The sequence below is a fragment of the Mesorhizobium sp. M1399 genome (genome assembly GCF_040317735.1).
Classification (GTDB): Bacteria; Pseudomonadota; Alphaproteobacteria; order Rhizobiales; family Rhizobiaceae; genus Mesorhizobium.
Window position 1 is genome coordinate 190,607 of record NZ_JAMYKZ010000011.1, and the last position, 15,437, is coordinate 206,043.

Sequence of the window (15,437 nt, forward strand, 5' to 3'; positions counted from 1 at the left end):
GCTCGCAACCATCATGTCCTCGCCACCCATCCAGCGCAGGCATCAGCAGCTCACTCAGCTTGCCTGATCAGTATTCGCCAACGTCGATGACGGCCTGGGCGAAGGCCTGCGGGGCTTCCTGCGGCAAGTTGTGGCCAATGCCGCCGGTGACGATCCGGTGCGTATCTGCCCGAGAATTTCTTGGCGTAGGAGCTGCTGTCGGGATGGGGTGCGCCATTGGCATCACCCTCAAGGGTAATGGTCGGCACTGTGATCACGGGAGCTTCTGCCAGCCGGTTTTCCAGAACGTCATATTCCGGCTCGCCATGTGCCAGGCCGAGCCTCCAGCGGTAATTGTGAATGACGATGCTGATGTGATCCGGGTTGTCCAGGGCTGCGGCGCTGCGCTGGAAGATGTCATCGTCGAAATTCCACTGCGGCGAAGCGAGTTGCCAGATGAGTTTGGCGAAATCGCGCGTGTATTTCTCGTAGCCGGCGCGGCCGCGATCCGTGGCGAAGTAATACTGATACCACCATTGAAGCTCCGCCTCCGGTGGCAGCGGCACCATGCCGACCTGCTGATTTCCGATGAGATAGCCGCTCACCGAGACGATCGCCTTGCAACGCTCAGGCCAGAGCGCGGCAACAACATTGGCCGTTCGAGCACCCCAGTCGCAGCCGGCGATCGTGGCCTTTTCGATTCCCAGCGCATCCATCAGGGTGATCGTATCCGCGGCGAGCGCCGACTGCTGGCCGTTGCGCATCGTGTCGTCCGAAAGGAAGCGCGTAGTGCCGTAGCCGCGCAGGTAGGGCACAATCACGCGGTACCCCTTTGCGGCAAGCAGGGGAGCGACGTCGGTGTAGGTGTGAATGTCATAAGGCCAGCCATGAAGCAGGATCACTGGGGCACCTTCGGCGGGCCCCAGCTCCGCATATCCGACGCTCAGCTTTCCGGCATTGACCTGCCTAAGCGAGCCGAATGATTTCTGCCTGGTTTGCATCGCGGATGCCCTCGCCTCGACCGTCCAAGCGGCTACCGATGCGTTCAAGCCGAGTTCGGTGGCGGCGAACGTCATTGCTGTTGCGCCAACAATGCGTCGGCGGCGATGATCGACCGTCTCGGGAGCCTTATTCGCATTCATGATGAAGCCTCTATGATGACCAACAAGCCGGAACGACCAGACCCGCCCGCCGTATCGGCCGACAGGAAATATTGCGCTTATTTCGACGGTGACTGCGACGAATCCAGGATTGTAACCGCTCGGCCAGGAGGCAGTGCGGCGAATTCTGACCGGATGCCGGTAAGGTCCAGCGTTTCCTCGATTTCCCTCCTGAGAAATTCGAGACGTAGGCCGTCCCCGCGCTTGGAAGCGGCTGGATGTAGCATCCGCAGAAACGGCAGCATGAGAATGACTCCTGATCTTTGTTGGGGTGAGAGGATATATTGCGTCTGATCTTATGCTCGGAGCCACCCTCGGCTTTTAGACGAGGCCCTCACGATCCATTGCGATGCGCACGGCCGGTCGCGCAGCCATTCGGGCGCGAAGCGCTTGCAAAGGCGCGGGAACAGGGACGTGGAAGCGGGCCGCCCAAAGCAGCATCACGAAAAGATAAAAATCCGCGACGCTGGGTTTGTCGCCGAACAGATAGTCGGTCTCGAGCCCGTCAGCGAAGAACTCGAGTTGGCTCGTAATCGCCGCGCTCGCCTTGGCCTTCTCGGCATCGCTGCTTTGGTGCCACATCGGCTTGAAGCTTCGGTGTATTTCAGTTGAGACGTAGGCCAACGCTTCGAGAAGGCGGGTACGGCCCAGCGGCCCCGCCGCTCCCAGTGCCGGGTATTGCGACGCAATCCAGTCGAGGACGGCGATATTTTCCGTCAGCGCTTCGCCGCTATCCAGCACGAGGGCTGGAACATAGCCCTTGCGCGTGACGGTAGTGAAATCATCCCCGGAGCCAGTTCGTTTGGTCTTGAGGTTCACGCTTTCGCGCTCGAAGGAAACACCCGCTTCTTCCAGCGCGATGTGGCCCGCCAGGCTGCAGGCGAGAGGGCTGTAGTAGAGTTTCACCGCTTTTCCCTTTCTGAACCCGATTGAATCGCGCAATTGGTCCTCGCCGGGCGGAAAACCTGCCACGCGAGACAACCGCTCCAGAAACTCGCACCTGGCGGAGACCACGACTACGACACCGACAGCTAGACGTGCCTATGCCGAGGTATGGTCGGGCTGAAGTTCGGGATCGCCGTGCGCAATGCCGGGACGCATGCCAGCTCAGTGACCAACGGTTATCTGGAGGAATCCACGACCTTCCATGATGGCATCATCGCCAGCCCGGCCAGTCCTTCGCTCAGGAAATCCTAAACGAAAGTATTGGACGCACGTGCCGTTGGCACGATGGCTCACACCCGGCCACGGCCGGCATATTTCGGGCGATATGAGCAGACTGGAAAGGCGAAAGCCGTGGCCTGCTTTTGCTCGATTGCCACCAACGCGATGACGCAGCTTCCAGCAACAGGAGTCGCCACCATGGCCGACCTTTCCGAAACCTCCACAGCCGAGCACACATTGCGCGTCGAAGCGCCCGCCGCGATCGAGGTCGACGTCTCCTCGCTGAGGCCAGGAACGTCGCTGATCGTCGACTGGCACGGCAATCCGGTGGTCGTGCGCAACCGCACTGAGCAAGAGATGAAGGACGGCCAGTCAGTCAGTCTCGCCGAGCTCAAGGATCCAATCGCCCGCAACGCCAACCTGCCGGTCGACGCGCCGGCAACCGACGCTAACCGAACTATGCCGGGCAAGGAAGCCTGGGTGGTGATGGTCCAGGTCTGCACCCATCTCGGCTGCATCCCGCATGGTCAGGAAGGCGACTTCGATGGCTGGTTCTGTCCGTGCCACGGTTCACAATACGACACCGCCGGCCGCATCCGCAAAGGTCCGGCACCCGAGAACATGGCGGTACCGGTGTTCCAGTTCGTTTCCGACACCAAGATCCGCATTGGTTGAGGCAGGGGGCATTTCGATGAGCGACAAACACTCGACCTATACGCCAAAAACCAGAATCGCACGTTGGTTCGATGCCCGCCTGCCGCTGCCGCGGCTGGTGCACGACAGCTTCATCGTCTATCCGGTGCCGCGCAACCTGAACTATGCCTATACGTTCGGCGGCATTCTCACGATCATGCTGGTTTCACAGATCCTGACCGGCATCGTGCTGGCCATGCATTACGCTCCTGATACGGGACTGGCCTTCAATTCAGTCGAGGAGATCATGCGCGACGTGAATTCGGGCTGGTTGCTGCGCTATCTCCATTCCAACGGCGCGTCGTTCTTCTTCATTGCCGTCTACATCCACATCTGCCGCGGGCTCTACTATGGTTCCTACAAGGCGCCGCGTGAGCTGCTGTGGGTGCTCGGTTGCACCAATCTCCTGCTGATGATGGCGACGGCCTTCATGGGCTACGTGCTGCCTTGGGGACAGATGTCGTTCTGGGGCGCTACTGTCATCACCAACTTCTTCACGGCCGTCCCACTGATCGGCGACTGGCTCCAGCAGCTTTTGCTCGGCGGCTTCGCGGTCGACAATCCGACGCTGAACCGCTTCTTTGCGCTGCATTACCTGCTGCCATTTGTGCTTGCGGGCGTGGTGACCTTGCATATCTGGGCGCTTCACGTCGTCGGCCAGAACAATCCGACCGGCATCGAGGTCAAATCGAAAACCGATGTCGTGGACTTCACGCCCTATGCCACCGTCAAAGATGCCTTCGGCATCCTCGTGTTCCTGTTCTTCTTCGCCTATTTCGTCTTCTACCTGCCGAACTATCTCGGCCATCCCGACAACAACACGATCGCCAATCCGCTGAAGACGCCGGCCCACATCGTGCCGGAATGGTATTTCTTGCCGTTTTACGCGATCCTGCGGGCCATCACCTTCAATATCGGGCCGATCGATTCCAAGCTCGGCGGCGTGCTCGCGATGTTCGGCTCGATCGCGGTGCTGTTCCTGGTGCCGTGGCTCGACACCTCGAAGGTGCGCTCGGCGGTCTACCGCCCCTGGTATAGGGTGCTCTTCTGGCTGTTCGTTGCCAATGCCCTCTTTCTCGGCTGGCTCGGCTCCCGACCGGCGGAAGGCGCCTACGTCGTCATGTCCCAACTGGCGACGCTTTACTATTTTGCGTTCTTCGTCATCGCCATGCCGGTGCTCGGGCTGATCGAAAAGCCGCGACGGCTGCCGAATTCGATCACCGAAGCAGTTCTCGAAAAAGACAAGGCCAGCGGCCGAGGCCCGATCGCCGGGCCGGAGGCCAAACATTGAACTGTGAATGGCGGTGATCGTTCATGAACTGGTGGAACTCTCCTCTGGTCTACATCGTGTTGCTCGGCCTCGCCGGGATCGTCGTTTGGACCCTCATCCCCAGACGCTTCGCCAATGCGAAGCTGGTCGTCCAACTCAGCTTTTTCCTCGCGATGTCGGCCATGGTTCTCGACCTGCGCGTCGTGCCATACGAGGCCGCAAGGGACAACGAGACAACCGGAGGAGCGATCCTCATGGGCTCGGTCAAGCTGCTCTGGTGGGTTCACCTTGCCTGGGCGCTAATCGGATTTGTCCGTATCTATCTCGTTTTTGAGCGAAAGCCGCGCGAGGCACGTCTCCTGCAGGACGTCGTGGTCGGTATCGTCTATGCTGGAATGTTCCTGTCGATCCTGGCGTTCGTCTTTGCGGTGCCGGTCGGAACGCTCATTGCCACGTCCGGCGTGTTTGCCGTCATCCTGGGACTGGCGCTCCAGAATACGCTCGGTGACGTATTTTCGGGGATCGCGCTTAACCTCGGCCGCCCTTACGTACTTGGAAACTGGATCATTCTGAGCGACGGAACCGAAGGCCGCGTTGTCGAGACCAACTGGCGGTCGACCCAACTCCTGACCCCGACCCACAATGTCGTCGCGCTTCCGAACAGCCTTCTCGCCAAGATCGGGGTAACAAATCTAAGCGGTCCGGACGAGAGCCATGGACTTGCCGTAACCGTCAAGATGGCGCCAACGAAGACGCCGGCGATCATCGTAGACCTCATGCGCACCGTCTTGCTGAGCTGCAATTCAATCCTCCAGGACCCTTCGCCTTTGGTCACAATCAGAAGCCTGGATGCGGCAGCTATCGAGATCGAGTTGTTTTTTCGCGTCGCAAATCTTGACCAGCGAAGTGCCGCTCGGAACGAAATCTTCGATCTCATTTATCGCCATTCAAAGTCGACCGGCATGCTGCTGGCGGAGCCACTTTCGGCTTCGATTGCCATGACCAACCAGCTGAGCGACGAGAAGGCAGCCTCCCAAAGCTTCACCCCGATCGAACTCATCAGGTCCATACCGGTATTCTCGGCGCTAACGGATACCGAGCAGGAGTCGCTCGCCGCAGCGGCCTCGGTTCGCACCTACCATAAGGGCGAGATCATCGCACGACGGGGAGAGATGCTGCCGTCGCTCATGATCGTACGGACGGGAGTTATCGTCCGGCAAATTGGCGAGGACGATGCTCACCTGCAGGAGATCGGCCGGCTTGCACCCGGCGATTTCTTCGGCGAGACCGGCTTGCTCGCCGGCATTGGCGAGATGTCGAGTTTGCGGGCAATGACCCCCGTCGAGGTTTACGAGATAGACCAGGAAAGCTTTGCGCCGCTGCTGCACGAAAGGCCCGAAATGGCTGAAGATCTTGCGGCGATCCTGTCGAAGAGGGTGTCGGCTCTTAATGAAAGCGGCATCGCCGGACAGAACCACGCGAGCTCCAAATTCGCGCTCCTCAAAGCCATTCAGACAGTCTTTCGCGCCGCTCCGTTCAAGCGCGTTCGAGCATCTGGCTGACAAGGCATGCAGAAGGACAGAGATCCATGACCATCCGCCAAAGCGATATCACAGGCATCGATACAATCATCCAGCCGGCTATCCGTGATTTTGCCGACGGACTGAAGATAAGGCGCGTATTGCCCTCCTCGAATCGCCTGATGATCGGGCCCTTCATCCTGTTCGACCATTTCGGCCCCGCTATATTCGACGCAGGTCACGGTTTCGATATGGGACCGCATCCGCATATCGGCGTTGCGGCCGTGACCTACCTGATCGACGGCGAGATCGTGCACCGCGACAATTTCGGTAAAGTGCAGACCATCCGTCCTGGCGAGGTCAACTGGATGACGGCCGGGTCGGGCATCGTCCATTCCGAGCGCACGCCACCGGAAGTCCGGGCGTCGGGAAGCAATCTCTTCGGCGCTCAGGCTTGGATCGCCCTCCCCTCCCGCTATGAAGAAATTGCCGCCGACGTCGCACATTTTGGCGCTCCCGAAATACCCAGGATCTGTGCCGACGGCGTCGAGCTTACGTTGATCGCCGGCGCGTCCGACGGGTTGGTCTCGCCGGTAAGGACGTTCTCCGACATGGTCTATGCCGAAATTGTGCTCACGAGCGGTGCGCGATACCAGGTGAAACCCGAACACCGTGAGCGTGCAATCTACATCGTCGCCGGTGAGGTTGGAATTGTCGGCCAGTTCGGGACGTTTCATGAGGCCGAATTGATAGCTCTGGCGCCCGGCGCTGAGATTGTGCTCCAGGCGCCTGCCTTCCATGCGGCGAGGCTGATGCTGATAGGAGGCGAGCCCTTTTCCGAGCCACGTCATATCTATTGGAACTTCGTCTCCTCTTCAGCCGAACGGATCGAGCAGGCAAAGGCGGATTGGCGCGAACGCCGCTTCTCCGGCGTGCCGGGAGACCACGAGTTCATGCCTCTGCCAGATCGCAGCGTGTGAGGGATAAGGCAGCGGATGGTGACCTCAGCGCCGCGACAGCTTTACGCCGGTGGCGTAGGCAGACCACTACGATATCAAGTAGAGATCGTTCATCGTTTCCTCGTCGAGCAAACCGTCGAACCAGACGTCGAAGATTGTCTCGAGCAGGAACTCGTCGTTGCTTGCTTCGGAAAACAGCGTGAGGGACGCGTGCAACTTCTTCGCATCAACCTCACCGAAGACAGCGCGAGCGCTTAGGCCGGAGAGCCGCTGCAGTGTGCCAACACATTCCCGATAACGGCCTCCTAGGATCGGAAATGAGAGATAAGCGCTGGCTTCGTCGAGCGATGTGATTGAATATGGCTCAGGCGCAGTACCGCTTCGCCTGGTGGCCAACCTTGGGAAGATGAACTCCATATAGGGAGTGCACATCATTCCTTGACGGAGAATAGCCAGCGCGTCGTCGTAGACCGGATCCTGTGCGCTGACGAACCTCTGCAAATCATACTCGTCGTGCATTAGGATAGATCCCTGGGAAACCCTCAACATTCGTGCCCTGACTAGCCGTCGACGACATCTGCATAGTCCGGGTGCTTGGCGAAAAAGCGGCTCATGAAGGGACATTTCAAGATCGCTTTACGGCCGGTTTTGCGGAGCAGCTCGAAGGTGCCCTGCGCCAATCGCGACGCGATCCCTTGTCCGGAAAATTCCGACGGGACTTCGGTGTGTATCAGCGCGACCTTCCCGCCCTCGAGCCGATAGTAGGCCGCCGCAAACATATCGCCGGCGATCGGCAGCTCGAAACGGTCCTGTTCGACGTTTTCAACGACTTGTGCATCCATCTTTTATCTCTCGATTGTATGTCACGTTTGTCACCGGAGGGAGATTGGCCGGCCGCTATCGCACCGCAGGCAACCGCAGAGTGACGGTCGTGCCTGCCCCAAGTGTGCTCTGAATATCGATGCTTCCGCCTGACTGCTCGGCAAAGCGCTTCACCATCGGCAAACCGACGCCGCCGAGGCCTTCGCTTTTGGTGGTGAAGAACGGATCGAAGGCGCAGACCATCGTCTCGCTGGTCATCCCGATACCGCTGTCCGCGACACGGATATCTACCTGACCGGCGGTAGAGCTTTCAGAGGCCAAGCCGGCATCGATCGAGATGAAGCCGCCGTCAGGCATTGCATCGCGCGCGTTGAACAGAAGATTCAGAACCGCATTTTGCAATCCAAGGCGATCGCATCTCACCAAAGGCAGGTCCGATCCAACCCGAAGCTCAAGACCGAAATTGGCATCCAAGGCGCTCCGCACGAGGGTTTCGATCTCAGCCAGGCAAGCACCTACGTTTGTGTATTCGATTTCCGCGGGGCTCTCTCGGGCCAGGCTGATGGTTTGCCGGACAAGGCCACCAGCCCGTTCCAAAGCCGTTTTGGCGCCGGCAACTACAGGCCCAAGCGCCGGAGCCGCTTGGATGCTCGGATCGCGGGCCAGGTGGTTCAACGCCGACGAGGCGACCTGAATGAGATTGCCCAGGTCATGGACGATGCCGGCCGTCGACATTTGCACGGACATACCACTTCCAGGACCATCGGATGGGCTGTCGAAGACATCTTCTTTTATGTCCGGACGAAACATTTCATTACCCCGTTGGCTCAGCCGACACCTATTTGCTTCAATACACTATAATTTATGGTATTTATTATCCATTATGTCTAAGAAGACTCCGATACATACTTCTATATATCCAAACGCGAGACCATGATCTATTGATAGCCGATCCCGCTGATGTAGTTGGCAAGCAGCCGTTCCTGCAGTTCCTCTTGTTTGAAGAGCGCCTTCATCGCATCACGGATATCGAGGACGCCTAGCGGTTTCGAGTCAGCCCCGAGCACCGGCACATTCTGCAGGCCTTGCGCGGCCATGGTCTGCCAGACTGAATGAAGATCATCATCGGGACCACAAGACACGATGGACCGGCTCATCAATGCCGCAATCGGCGCTTCTGTTGGCCCTGAATTCGCTAGATGGCGGACAAGGTCGGACTTGCTCAGCACGCCTGCCGCCTCCCCACTGCCGTGGCACACCACGACCAGGCCTATTGCGGGCCTGGAAAGTGAGAGTGCTGCACTGCGGAGTGGAGCGTCGACGTCGATCACCATGAGACGGGCCGATATTACTGGATGCAGACTGTCAATGCGCATGACGCCCTCCTGAGAGCGCCTCGCGGCCGCGGCCGGGAGGCTGGGATCGGTTCCAGGGTTTGGTCGCCGAGGTCGGCGCCTTTGCCTGGCCGGTCAGAATGGCGCGAAAACAAGCGCCATTCTGACCCATTCCAAAGATTAGCTTAGCGCTGCTTTGCTCAGGCCAAACTTCGCATCCCCCGAGCCCGGGACCGGTTTGAAGCCGATGTTCAGACGGTTCCAAGAATTGACCGCCATGACGACGAAGGTCAGATCGGAGATTTCCTTCTCGGAAAGCTGCGACCTGACCCGATCGTAGATCTCGTCCGGGACACCCTGCTCGGGCAGCTTGGTCAAGACTTCCGTCCATGCCAAGGCTGCACGCTCGCGAGGAACGAACAGGGTCGAATCCCGCCAGGCTGCCAGGTGGTAAAGGCGCAGTTCGCGCTCGCCATGAATCTTCGCCTGTTTGACGTGCATATCAAGGCAGAAGGTGCACCCGTTCAGTTGCGCGGCTCGGACGGCAACAAGGTCGCGGATCGGTTCTTCGATCGACCCCTCTCGCGTCTCACCAAGAAATTCAATAAATTTCTTCAGACGTTCCGGCGACTGCTCCGCATAACTCGCGCGTTGGGCGACGGCTTTTCCTTTCGGAGCGACCGGTGACGCTGCAATATTCATTACTTATCTCCTTGAGGTGTTTGCAATCCATTGCATCGTAAGAATGACCGGTGAGCCAAACTGTTGCTATCGTGCCGATGATATGTATTGCCATTCGATCGGTTTGGGGCGCCTAAACCGAAGTATAGGAAGCGGTGGAAATTGGCACCCTGAACGCTGCCCTCGGCAATTCGCTTTGCCGCAGGCATGCGACAGGTGCGCGGCGTTTGGGTCACTTGAAGGGCGAGGCTGAACCGACCGGTGTCGATAGAACCTGGATCGAAACTGCGTTCACTCTTCGAAGGGAGCGTTCATCACAAGATCAACTGCCGAAGTCGCCTTGTAGCCTGAAACAAAGCGCTCGCCGAAGTCCCGGGCAAAGTTGTCGTAGGTGGTTTCCGGCCTGACCTCGGCGATATGGCAAAAGCATCGAGTCATCCGTCGCTTCATTTGGAGGCGTGGAAACTCACCGATGATCTTTGCAATCTCGGCTGACGAAACGAGGCTGTATTGCAAGCCGACGACATCGAGGCAGATGCCGGCTGTGCAAAGCGCCACCTCAGCCTCCTTGTAGAGGCCGATCGACGGCGTCGAGTTGAGGGCGATGCTGTCCCAGATCAATTGGGCGCGCCGCTCGTCGAAGCCGCCTTCCCGAACGAAGGTGCGGGCGAGATCGGCGCCTTCCACTTCGAAACGGCGCGGCCCGGCGAAGTCCTCATTGAGCGTGACGTCATGCAACAGAGTTGCAACGGCAACAACCTCCGCGTCGTGCTGGATATTCTGAATCTGTCCGATCCGGGCCGCGAAAAGCCAGGATCGGACCACGTGGTTGAACAAGTAAGGTTCACATCGCTGGCGGGCATGCTCGATCGCCCGGCCAACAAGCGGTGTATCGGGGACCGAAATCCCCGCAAGTGTGCGGCTGGCGATCGAATTCATGTCACTGACCGTCCCTTCGCATACGCCCCGATGGTCCGGGGGGCCACGATTTCATTTCGCGTTCGTCGTCAGTTCCTTTTCGCTGGTGTCGACGACGAAAATAGCAAGCAGACGAGCGCCTTCCGTGTTGCTGGCGTTTTCGCTGACGGCATGACGGTCGCCCGGGAATTCCGAGAAACTCTCGCCGGCGCGATAAGTCTTCACCGGCCCATCGTTGACCTGGCTTCGGATCGTCCCCTCCAGGACCGTGGCATAGATGAACGCGGATTTGGGATGGGTATGGGCCGGCGACGTACCCCCCGGCGCGTACTCGACGAGCACGGCTTTCATGCTCTTGCCAGGCACGTTTGGAAGAACCTGGTCGTAGACAAGCTTCACGCTGGCGGCGTCTTTGGCCATTGCTGCGGTGACGGAAGCGGCGGTGAGCGCGGCGCAGAGAAGTGTTTTGATCATGTCTGGTCTCCTTGTTGTAATGCGAATGGTGGGCCCATCCGATGATTGCTTACTTCGGTGGTGTGTATCGGCTGAGCCAATCATCGAAACGCACGGCGCCGATGCGCGCATTCTCGCCGGGCACAAGCGTTCGATCGTCGATTGCCACCTGGCCATAGTAGAGCGCGCCGGGATCCGAGACGACTTTGCGAGGGTCGTTGGTGGCCTTCAGGAAGCGCTCGACAAGTTCGCTCATGCGAACGCGCTCCGGGCCGGCAATTTCGATCATGCCGTTCAACGGCGCGGCAAGCGCGACGTCCGCCATCGCATCGGCAACATTATCAGCCGCCATGGGTTGGAAGTAGGCCGGTGACATATGAATGGTATCCCCGACGGCGCCCGTGTTTGCGATGGCGGCGGTGAATTCGAAGAACTGAGTGGCGTGAACGATGGTGTAAGGAATTCCGGATTCCCTGATCAGCTTTTCCTGAAGCAATTTGCCGCGGAAATAGCCCATGCCCTGCAGCCGGTCGGTACCGACGACCGACAGTGCCACGTGATGACGGACGCCGGCGGCCGTTTCGGCCGCAAAAAGATTACGCCCGGATGCCTCGAAGAACTCCAGGGCAGCCTTTTCCTCGAACGACGGCGAGTTCGCGAGGTCGACAACAACCTGCGCACCGGCAAGCGCGGCCGCCAGACCCTCTCCCGTAACGGTGTTGACGCCCGAATTCGGCGACGCGGCAAGCACGTCGTGTCCTTTGTTTCGCAGTCTCTCCACGGTCTTTGAACCGATCAGCCCGGTTCCGCCGATGACGACGATCTTCATGTCTAGCTCCTGGTGTTGCGTGTTTATTTTCGTTGCTCGATCGGATGCAGGCGCTTCCAGCCTGCTACTGACTGACCGATGCAGCAGCATCCTCGATGAGTGACGTGACCTCGTCGGGATGCGAAACCATGAGCGCGTGGGATGCACCCTCGATGACGACGGTCTTTACCGCGTGCGCACGCTTGGCCATGAAGCTCATGACGGCTGCCGGGATGTTGCGGTCATCCGAGCCGTAGATCATGTAGGACGGCAGCGTCTTCCATGAGGCGACGCCCGAGGCTTCAGCCAGAGCCGCCTGAGCAACAGGACGTTGAGTGGCAGCCATCAGCAAAGTCTGCTCTTGCGGAACGTCGGCGGCGAACTGGGCGCGGAACTTGGCCGGCTCGATGAAGAGGTCTTGCCCGCCGTCCGGCAACGCTACCGGAGCAAGCGCGCTCCCCAAGGTGCTGCCGGGAAACATGCTTGACAACGTAAGGCTCGATTCGCCGGTATCCGGCGCGAAACCCGCCACGTAGACCAACGCCTTTACATTGGGATTGCCATTGGCGGCCTCGGTGATGACAGGCCCGCCGTACGAATGCCCCACCAGCACGACCGGCCCGGAAACCGACCGGACGATGGCTGAGACTGCTTTCGCATCGCTGGCAACGCCGCGGAGCGGATTAGCTGCGGCTATCGCTACATAACCGTCTTTGCTGAGCTTGGTGATGACTGCGTCCCAGCTCGACGATTCCGCGAAGGCGCCGTGCACCAGTACGATCGTCGGCTTGGGCTGAGAATTGGCGGCCTGCGCCATCCCGCCGCCCGACGCGGCCAGCGCTGCGGTGAGCGCCAGGGCTCGAGTTATGTTTCGCATTTGCTTTCTCCCGTGTGGCCTGTGGTGACCAATGCTCAGGAGAATGCGCCGACGCAGCCCGCCAACCTATTGTGCGGAAGGGTCTGTCATACAATGCCAAGGTGCAGGGTAGGTCACCGGGGAGATCAGGTGCCCTGCAGCATAATTGAGGTATCTACTATGCCGGGTGTGCATTGTCGGCGGACGCCGGAACAGACACTGAGGGCGCGCGGCCGGAGAGCTGTGTTTGCAAGACGCCGCTGCCGCCGTGGCGAGAACCTGGCGAGCCGACTTCTCTCTTGCGCGTCGATCCCTGCAATGCGACTTGCTATTTACGTGGCTCAATTTGCGCCACGTCGACAAAACGTGTCGCCTCCGACCTATTTGGCGCGACTCGTGCGGCAGCTTCCCAAAAAATTTTTCGTGAGGAAGACCGATTGCTCAGCCGATAACCGGCGGTCTATTGGCGCGATCTCGCAGTCATGGCTCAGAGCACTGCCATCCCGCCATCCACCCGCAGATTGATGCCCGTGATGAAACTGCTCGCGTCCGAGGCAAGGAACAGGGCGGCTTTTGCCAGCTCGTCCGGCTGGCCCATCCGGCCCAGGGGTATTGCCTCCGCCATCGCCTTTTCAAACAGCCCGCGCTGCTCAAACGGTATGCCTAGCTTATCGAGAATAGCCGTATCCACCGGACCTGGGCTGAGCACGTTGACCCGGATGCCGCGAGACTTCAGCTCGATCGCCCAAGCGCGCGCAAAGGCATTTATGGCCGCCTTCGAGCCCGCGTATACAGCATGACCGTCCAGAACTTTCTCGCTGGCCAGCGAGCCTGGAGGATGATTGCGCCGCCGTTCCGCATGATCGGAATCAGCTTCTGGACGCCGAAGAAGACGCCTCGCGTGTTGACGGCAAATTGCGCATCATATTCTGCCTCGGAGACGTCGGCCGAGTGCGTGATGGTGTTTATGCCGGCGTTCGCCATATAGATGTCGAGCGCCCCGAACCTCTGGCGGATCTGCTGCGCTACCTCGTTATGGTGCGACACGTCGGCCACATTTCCCTGAATGCCCAGCGCACCTGCCCCGATCTGTACGACCGCTTCCTCGACCGCCTGCCGCCGGCGGCCGGTAATGACGACTTGCGCGCCCTCGGCCGCAAAGATTTTTGCAGCCGATAGTCCGATCCCGCTGTTTCCGCCGGTGACCACCGCGATCTTGCCTGAGAGTGCGCCCATGTCGCTCCTGCCTTCGAAAAATTGTGCCGGTGCTGCTGCGATGGTCGCAACTGCTGGCCAAGAAAATTTCACGCCGAATTGAGACCGCCAAAATGAGCGGCAATCGCAAACGGCTACCGATTGATAAACTCCCGGCGATTAGCCAGTTTGACGTCCTCGAGAGCGCTTTGGCCTTCAAGGCGACAGTGCGACGTAGTGTCAAACGCCGACGATCGCCTCCGCGCTGCACAGGCGCAGTTGCCCGAATGGCAGCCCTGTCGCAGCCTATGTTTGCCGCCTTTGCCAGCGCTCCAACTCGATGGCGCAGTGGTTCGGTTCCACAATCCGGGACATGAGCCGACAGAACCGGCATTCAGGCCACCGCTCGGCTATGCGAGCGCACAAGGTTTGACCTGGCGCGCCACCTGAAATGCTGTTCAGGGCGCGCGAAATATTGCCAAAGGTGGTCATCGGCGGCTCCGAGGAAGTGCGGACAACATGCGGTCGTATCTGAGGGCGTACTATCCTTTGATGAAGGCGAGCAGGTCAGCATTGACCTGATCCTGGTGTGTGGCCGTGATCCCGTGGGGCGCGCCGGGGTAATAGATATCCTTTGCGCCTTTGATCAATCGGGCCGACTTGACTGCCGAGTCCTTGACGGGGACGATCTGGTCGTCCTCGCCATGCAGGACCAGGGTTGGTACGTCGAACTTTTTGAGGTCCTCGGTAAAATCGGTCTCGGAGAACGCCTTGACGCTTTCGTACGCGTTGACGAGACCCGCCTGCATGCTCCAGAGCCAGAACTGATCAAGAGTCCCCTGGGAAACCTTGGCGCCCGGCCTGTTCGCGCCATAAAACAACGGTGCGAGGTCGCGGTAGTACTGCGAACGATCCTTGACGAGGCCAGCTCTTATGCCGTCGAATACCTCGATCGGCAGGCCTTCCGGATTGGCCGGCGTCTTCACCATGATCGGCGGAACAGCGGCGATAAGAACTGCCTTGGCCACCCGCTTCGTCCCGTGCCGTCCGATATAGCGAGCAACCTCGCCTCCTCCGGTGGAATGGCCGACCAGCGTGGCGTCCCGGAGATCCAGCGCCTCGATCACGGCTGCAAGATCGTCCGCATAGCCGTTCATATCGTTGCCGGACGTCGCCTGGCTCGATCGGCCATGGCCGCGCCGGTCATGCGCAATGACGCGAAAGCCGTTATGGGCAAGAAAGAGCATCTGTCCGTCCCAGGCGTCGGAATTCAGCGGCCAGCCGTGCGAAAATGTGACGACAGGACCCTTGCCCCAATCCTTGTAGTAGATTTCGGTGCCGTCCTTGGTCGTGATGGTGCTCATCGTCTTGGTTCCTTTGATGGAAGGGGAAGAGGAAAGCTTTTGTTTTCGGCTCGCGGCCGAAGCAGCGCGGGGCAGTCCGGCGGCTACCGTAGAGATCAGGCCTGCTAACAAGACATCGCGGCGAGATCCGCCGACGGAGAAAAGTCCGTCTTTGTTCATCATGTCCATCCATGTGCTTTGAACATCCTGCTCACCATCACGACCATCGAGTCGGCCTGTGCGGTCGCGTTCGGGGAGGAGCGAGCGAGGAGCGGTAGAAACG

At 59.5% G+C, this 15,437-nt stretch carries 15 protein-coding genes and 2 pseudogenes; 4 read left to right on the forward strand and 13 right to left on the reverse strand.

Translation table 11 applies throughout. The features are described from left to right. Positions 1-67 precede the first annotated feature (67 nt). Both NKH05_RS20760 and NKH05_RS20765 read right to left on the reverse strand, forming a co-directional pair. Positions 68-1,121: pseudogene (locus NKH05_RS20760) on the reverse strand (alpha/beta fold hydrolase). A 339-nt stretch (positions 1,122-1,460) separates the two neighbouring features. Further along, positions 1,461-2,111 carry a glutathione binding-like protein gene (locus NKH05_RS20765; RefSeq protein ID WP_353025972.1) on the reverse strand — a complete coding sequence of 217 codons (651 nt, stop codon included), beginning with the start codon at positions 2,109-2,111 and terminating at the stop codon, positions 1,461-1,463. Positions 2,112-2,468: 357 nt separating this feature from the next. Between NKH05_RS20765 and petA the strand changes: the two genes are divergently transcribed. Genes petA through NKH05_RS20785 form a run of 4 tightly spaced genes read left to right on the forward strand, consistent with a single transcriptional unit; the run spans position 2,469 to position 6,766 of the window. Further along, the gene (gene petA, locus NKH05_RS20770; protein ID WP_352788416.1) at positions 2,469-2,978 is read left to right on the forward strand and encodes a ubiquinol-cytochrome c reductase iron-sulfur subunit; all 510 of its coding nucleotides are present in this window, start codon (positions 2,469-2,471) and stop codon (positions 2,976-2,978) included. Positions 2,979-2,994: 16 nt separating this feature from the next. Beyond that, the gene (locus NKH05_RS20775; protein WP_352788306.1) at positions 2,995-4,287 is read left to right on the forward strand and encodes a cytochrome b; all 1,293 of its coding nucleotides are present in this window, start codon (positions 2,995-2,997) and stop codon (positions 4,285-4,287) included. Positions 4,288-4,310: 23 nt separating this feature from the next. Next, positions 4,311-5,828, forward strand: a complete 1,518-nt coding sequence (locus NKH05_RS20780; protein WP_352788309.1) for a mechanosensitive ion channel family protein — start codon at positions 4,311-4,313, stop codon at positions 5,826-5,828. Positions 5,829-5,854: 26 nt separating this feature from the next. Continuing rightward, positions 5,855-6,766, forward strand: a complete 912-nt coding sequence (locus tag NKH05_RS20785) for a pirin family protein (RefSeq protein ID WP_023717000.1) — start codon at positions 5,855-5,857, stop codon at positions 6,764-6,766. A gap of 66 nt (positions 6,767-6,832) precedes the next feature. On the opposite strand, the gene NKH05_RS20790 is transcribed toward NKH05_RS20785, so the two are convergent. From NKH05_RS20790 to NKH05_RS20840, 11 genes and pseudogenes are all read right to left on the reverse strand, one after another. Then, positions 6,833-7,264 carry a DUF1810 domain-containing protein gene (locus NKH05_RS20790; RefSeq protein WP_023716999.1) on the reverse strand — a complete coding sequence of 144 codons (432 nt, stop codon included), beginning with the start codon at positions 7,262-7,264 and terminating at the stop codon, positions 6,833-6,835. Between the two features lie 41 nt (positions 7,265-7,305). Then, a complete protein-coding gene (locus NKH05_RS20795) occupies positions 7,306-7,587 on the reverse strand; it encodes a GNAT family N-acetyltransferase (RefSeq protein WP_352483845.1) in 282 nt (93 codons plus the stop codon). Positions 7,588-7,642: 55 nt separating this feature from the next. Continuing rightward, positions 7,643-8,377 (reverse strand): sensor histidine kinase, encoded by a 735-nt coding sequence (locus NKH05_RS20800; RefSeq protein WP_023716997.1) that lies wholly within the window; start codon positions 8,375-8,377, stop codon positions 7,643-7,645. A gap of 128 nt (positions 8,378-8,505) precedes the next feature. Continuing rightward, on the reverse strand, positions 8,506-8,943 hold the full coding sequence (locus NKH05_RS20805; RefSeq protein WP_352483844.1) for a CBS domain-containing protein: 438 nt from the start codon (positions 8,941-8,943) through the stop codon (positions 8,506-8,508). Positions 8,944-9,081: 138 nt separating this feature from the next. Then, complete coding sequence (locus NKH05_RS20810; protein WP_353025974.1) at positions 9,082-9,603, reverse strand: carboxymuconolactone decarboxylase family protein; 522 nt, start codon at positions 9,601-9,603, stop codon at positions 9,082-9,084. Positions 9,604-9,873: 270 nt separating this feature from the next. Beyond that, complete coding sequence (locus NKH05_RS20815) at positions 9,874-10,521, reverse strand: HD domain-containing protein (RefSeq protein ID WP_352716304.1); 648 nt, start codon at positions 10,519-10,521, stop codon at positions 9,874-9,876. Between the two features lie 51 nt (positions 10,522-10,572). Continuing rightward, on the reverse strand, positions 10,573-10,974 hold the full coding sequence (locus NKH05_RS20820) for a cupin domain-containing protein (RefSeq protein WP_353025976.1): 402 nt from the start codon (positions 10,972-10,974) through the stop codon (positions 10,573-10,575). A gap of 49 nt (positions 10,975-11,023) precedes the next feature. Continuing rightward, positions 11,024-11,782 carry an SDR family oxidoreductase gene (locus NKH05_RS20825; RefSeq protein ID WP_353025977.1) on the reverse strand — a complete coding sequence of 253 codons (759 nt, stop codon included), beginning with the start codon at positions 11,780-11,782 and terminating at the stop codon, positions 11,024-11,026. A 64-nt stretch (positions 11,783-11,846) separates the two neighbouring features. Beyond that, entirely contained in the window at positions 11,847-12,638 is a 792-nt protein-coding gene (locus tag NKH05_RS20830) for an alpha/beta fold hydrolase (RefSeq protein ID WP_352751035.1), read from the reverse strand. A 466-nt stretch (positions 12,639-13,104) separates the two neighbouring features. Next, a pseudogene (locus tag NKH05_RS20835) lies at positions 13,105-13,853 on the reverse strand (glucose 1-dehydrogenase). Between the two features lie 500 nt (positions 13,854-14,353). Then, positions 14,354-15,337 carry an alpha/beta fold hydrolase gene (locus tag NKH05_RS20840; RefSeq protein WP_502913251.1) on the reverse strand — a complete coding sequence of 328 codons (984 nt, stop codon included), beginning with the start codon at positions 15,335-15,337 and terminating at the stop codon, positions 14,354-14,356. Between the last annotated feature and the right edge of the window lie 100 nt (positions 15,338-15,437).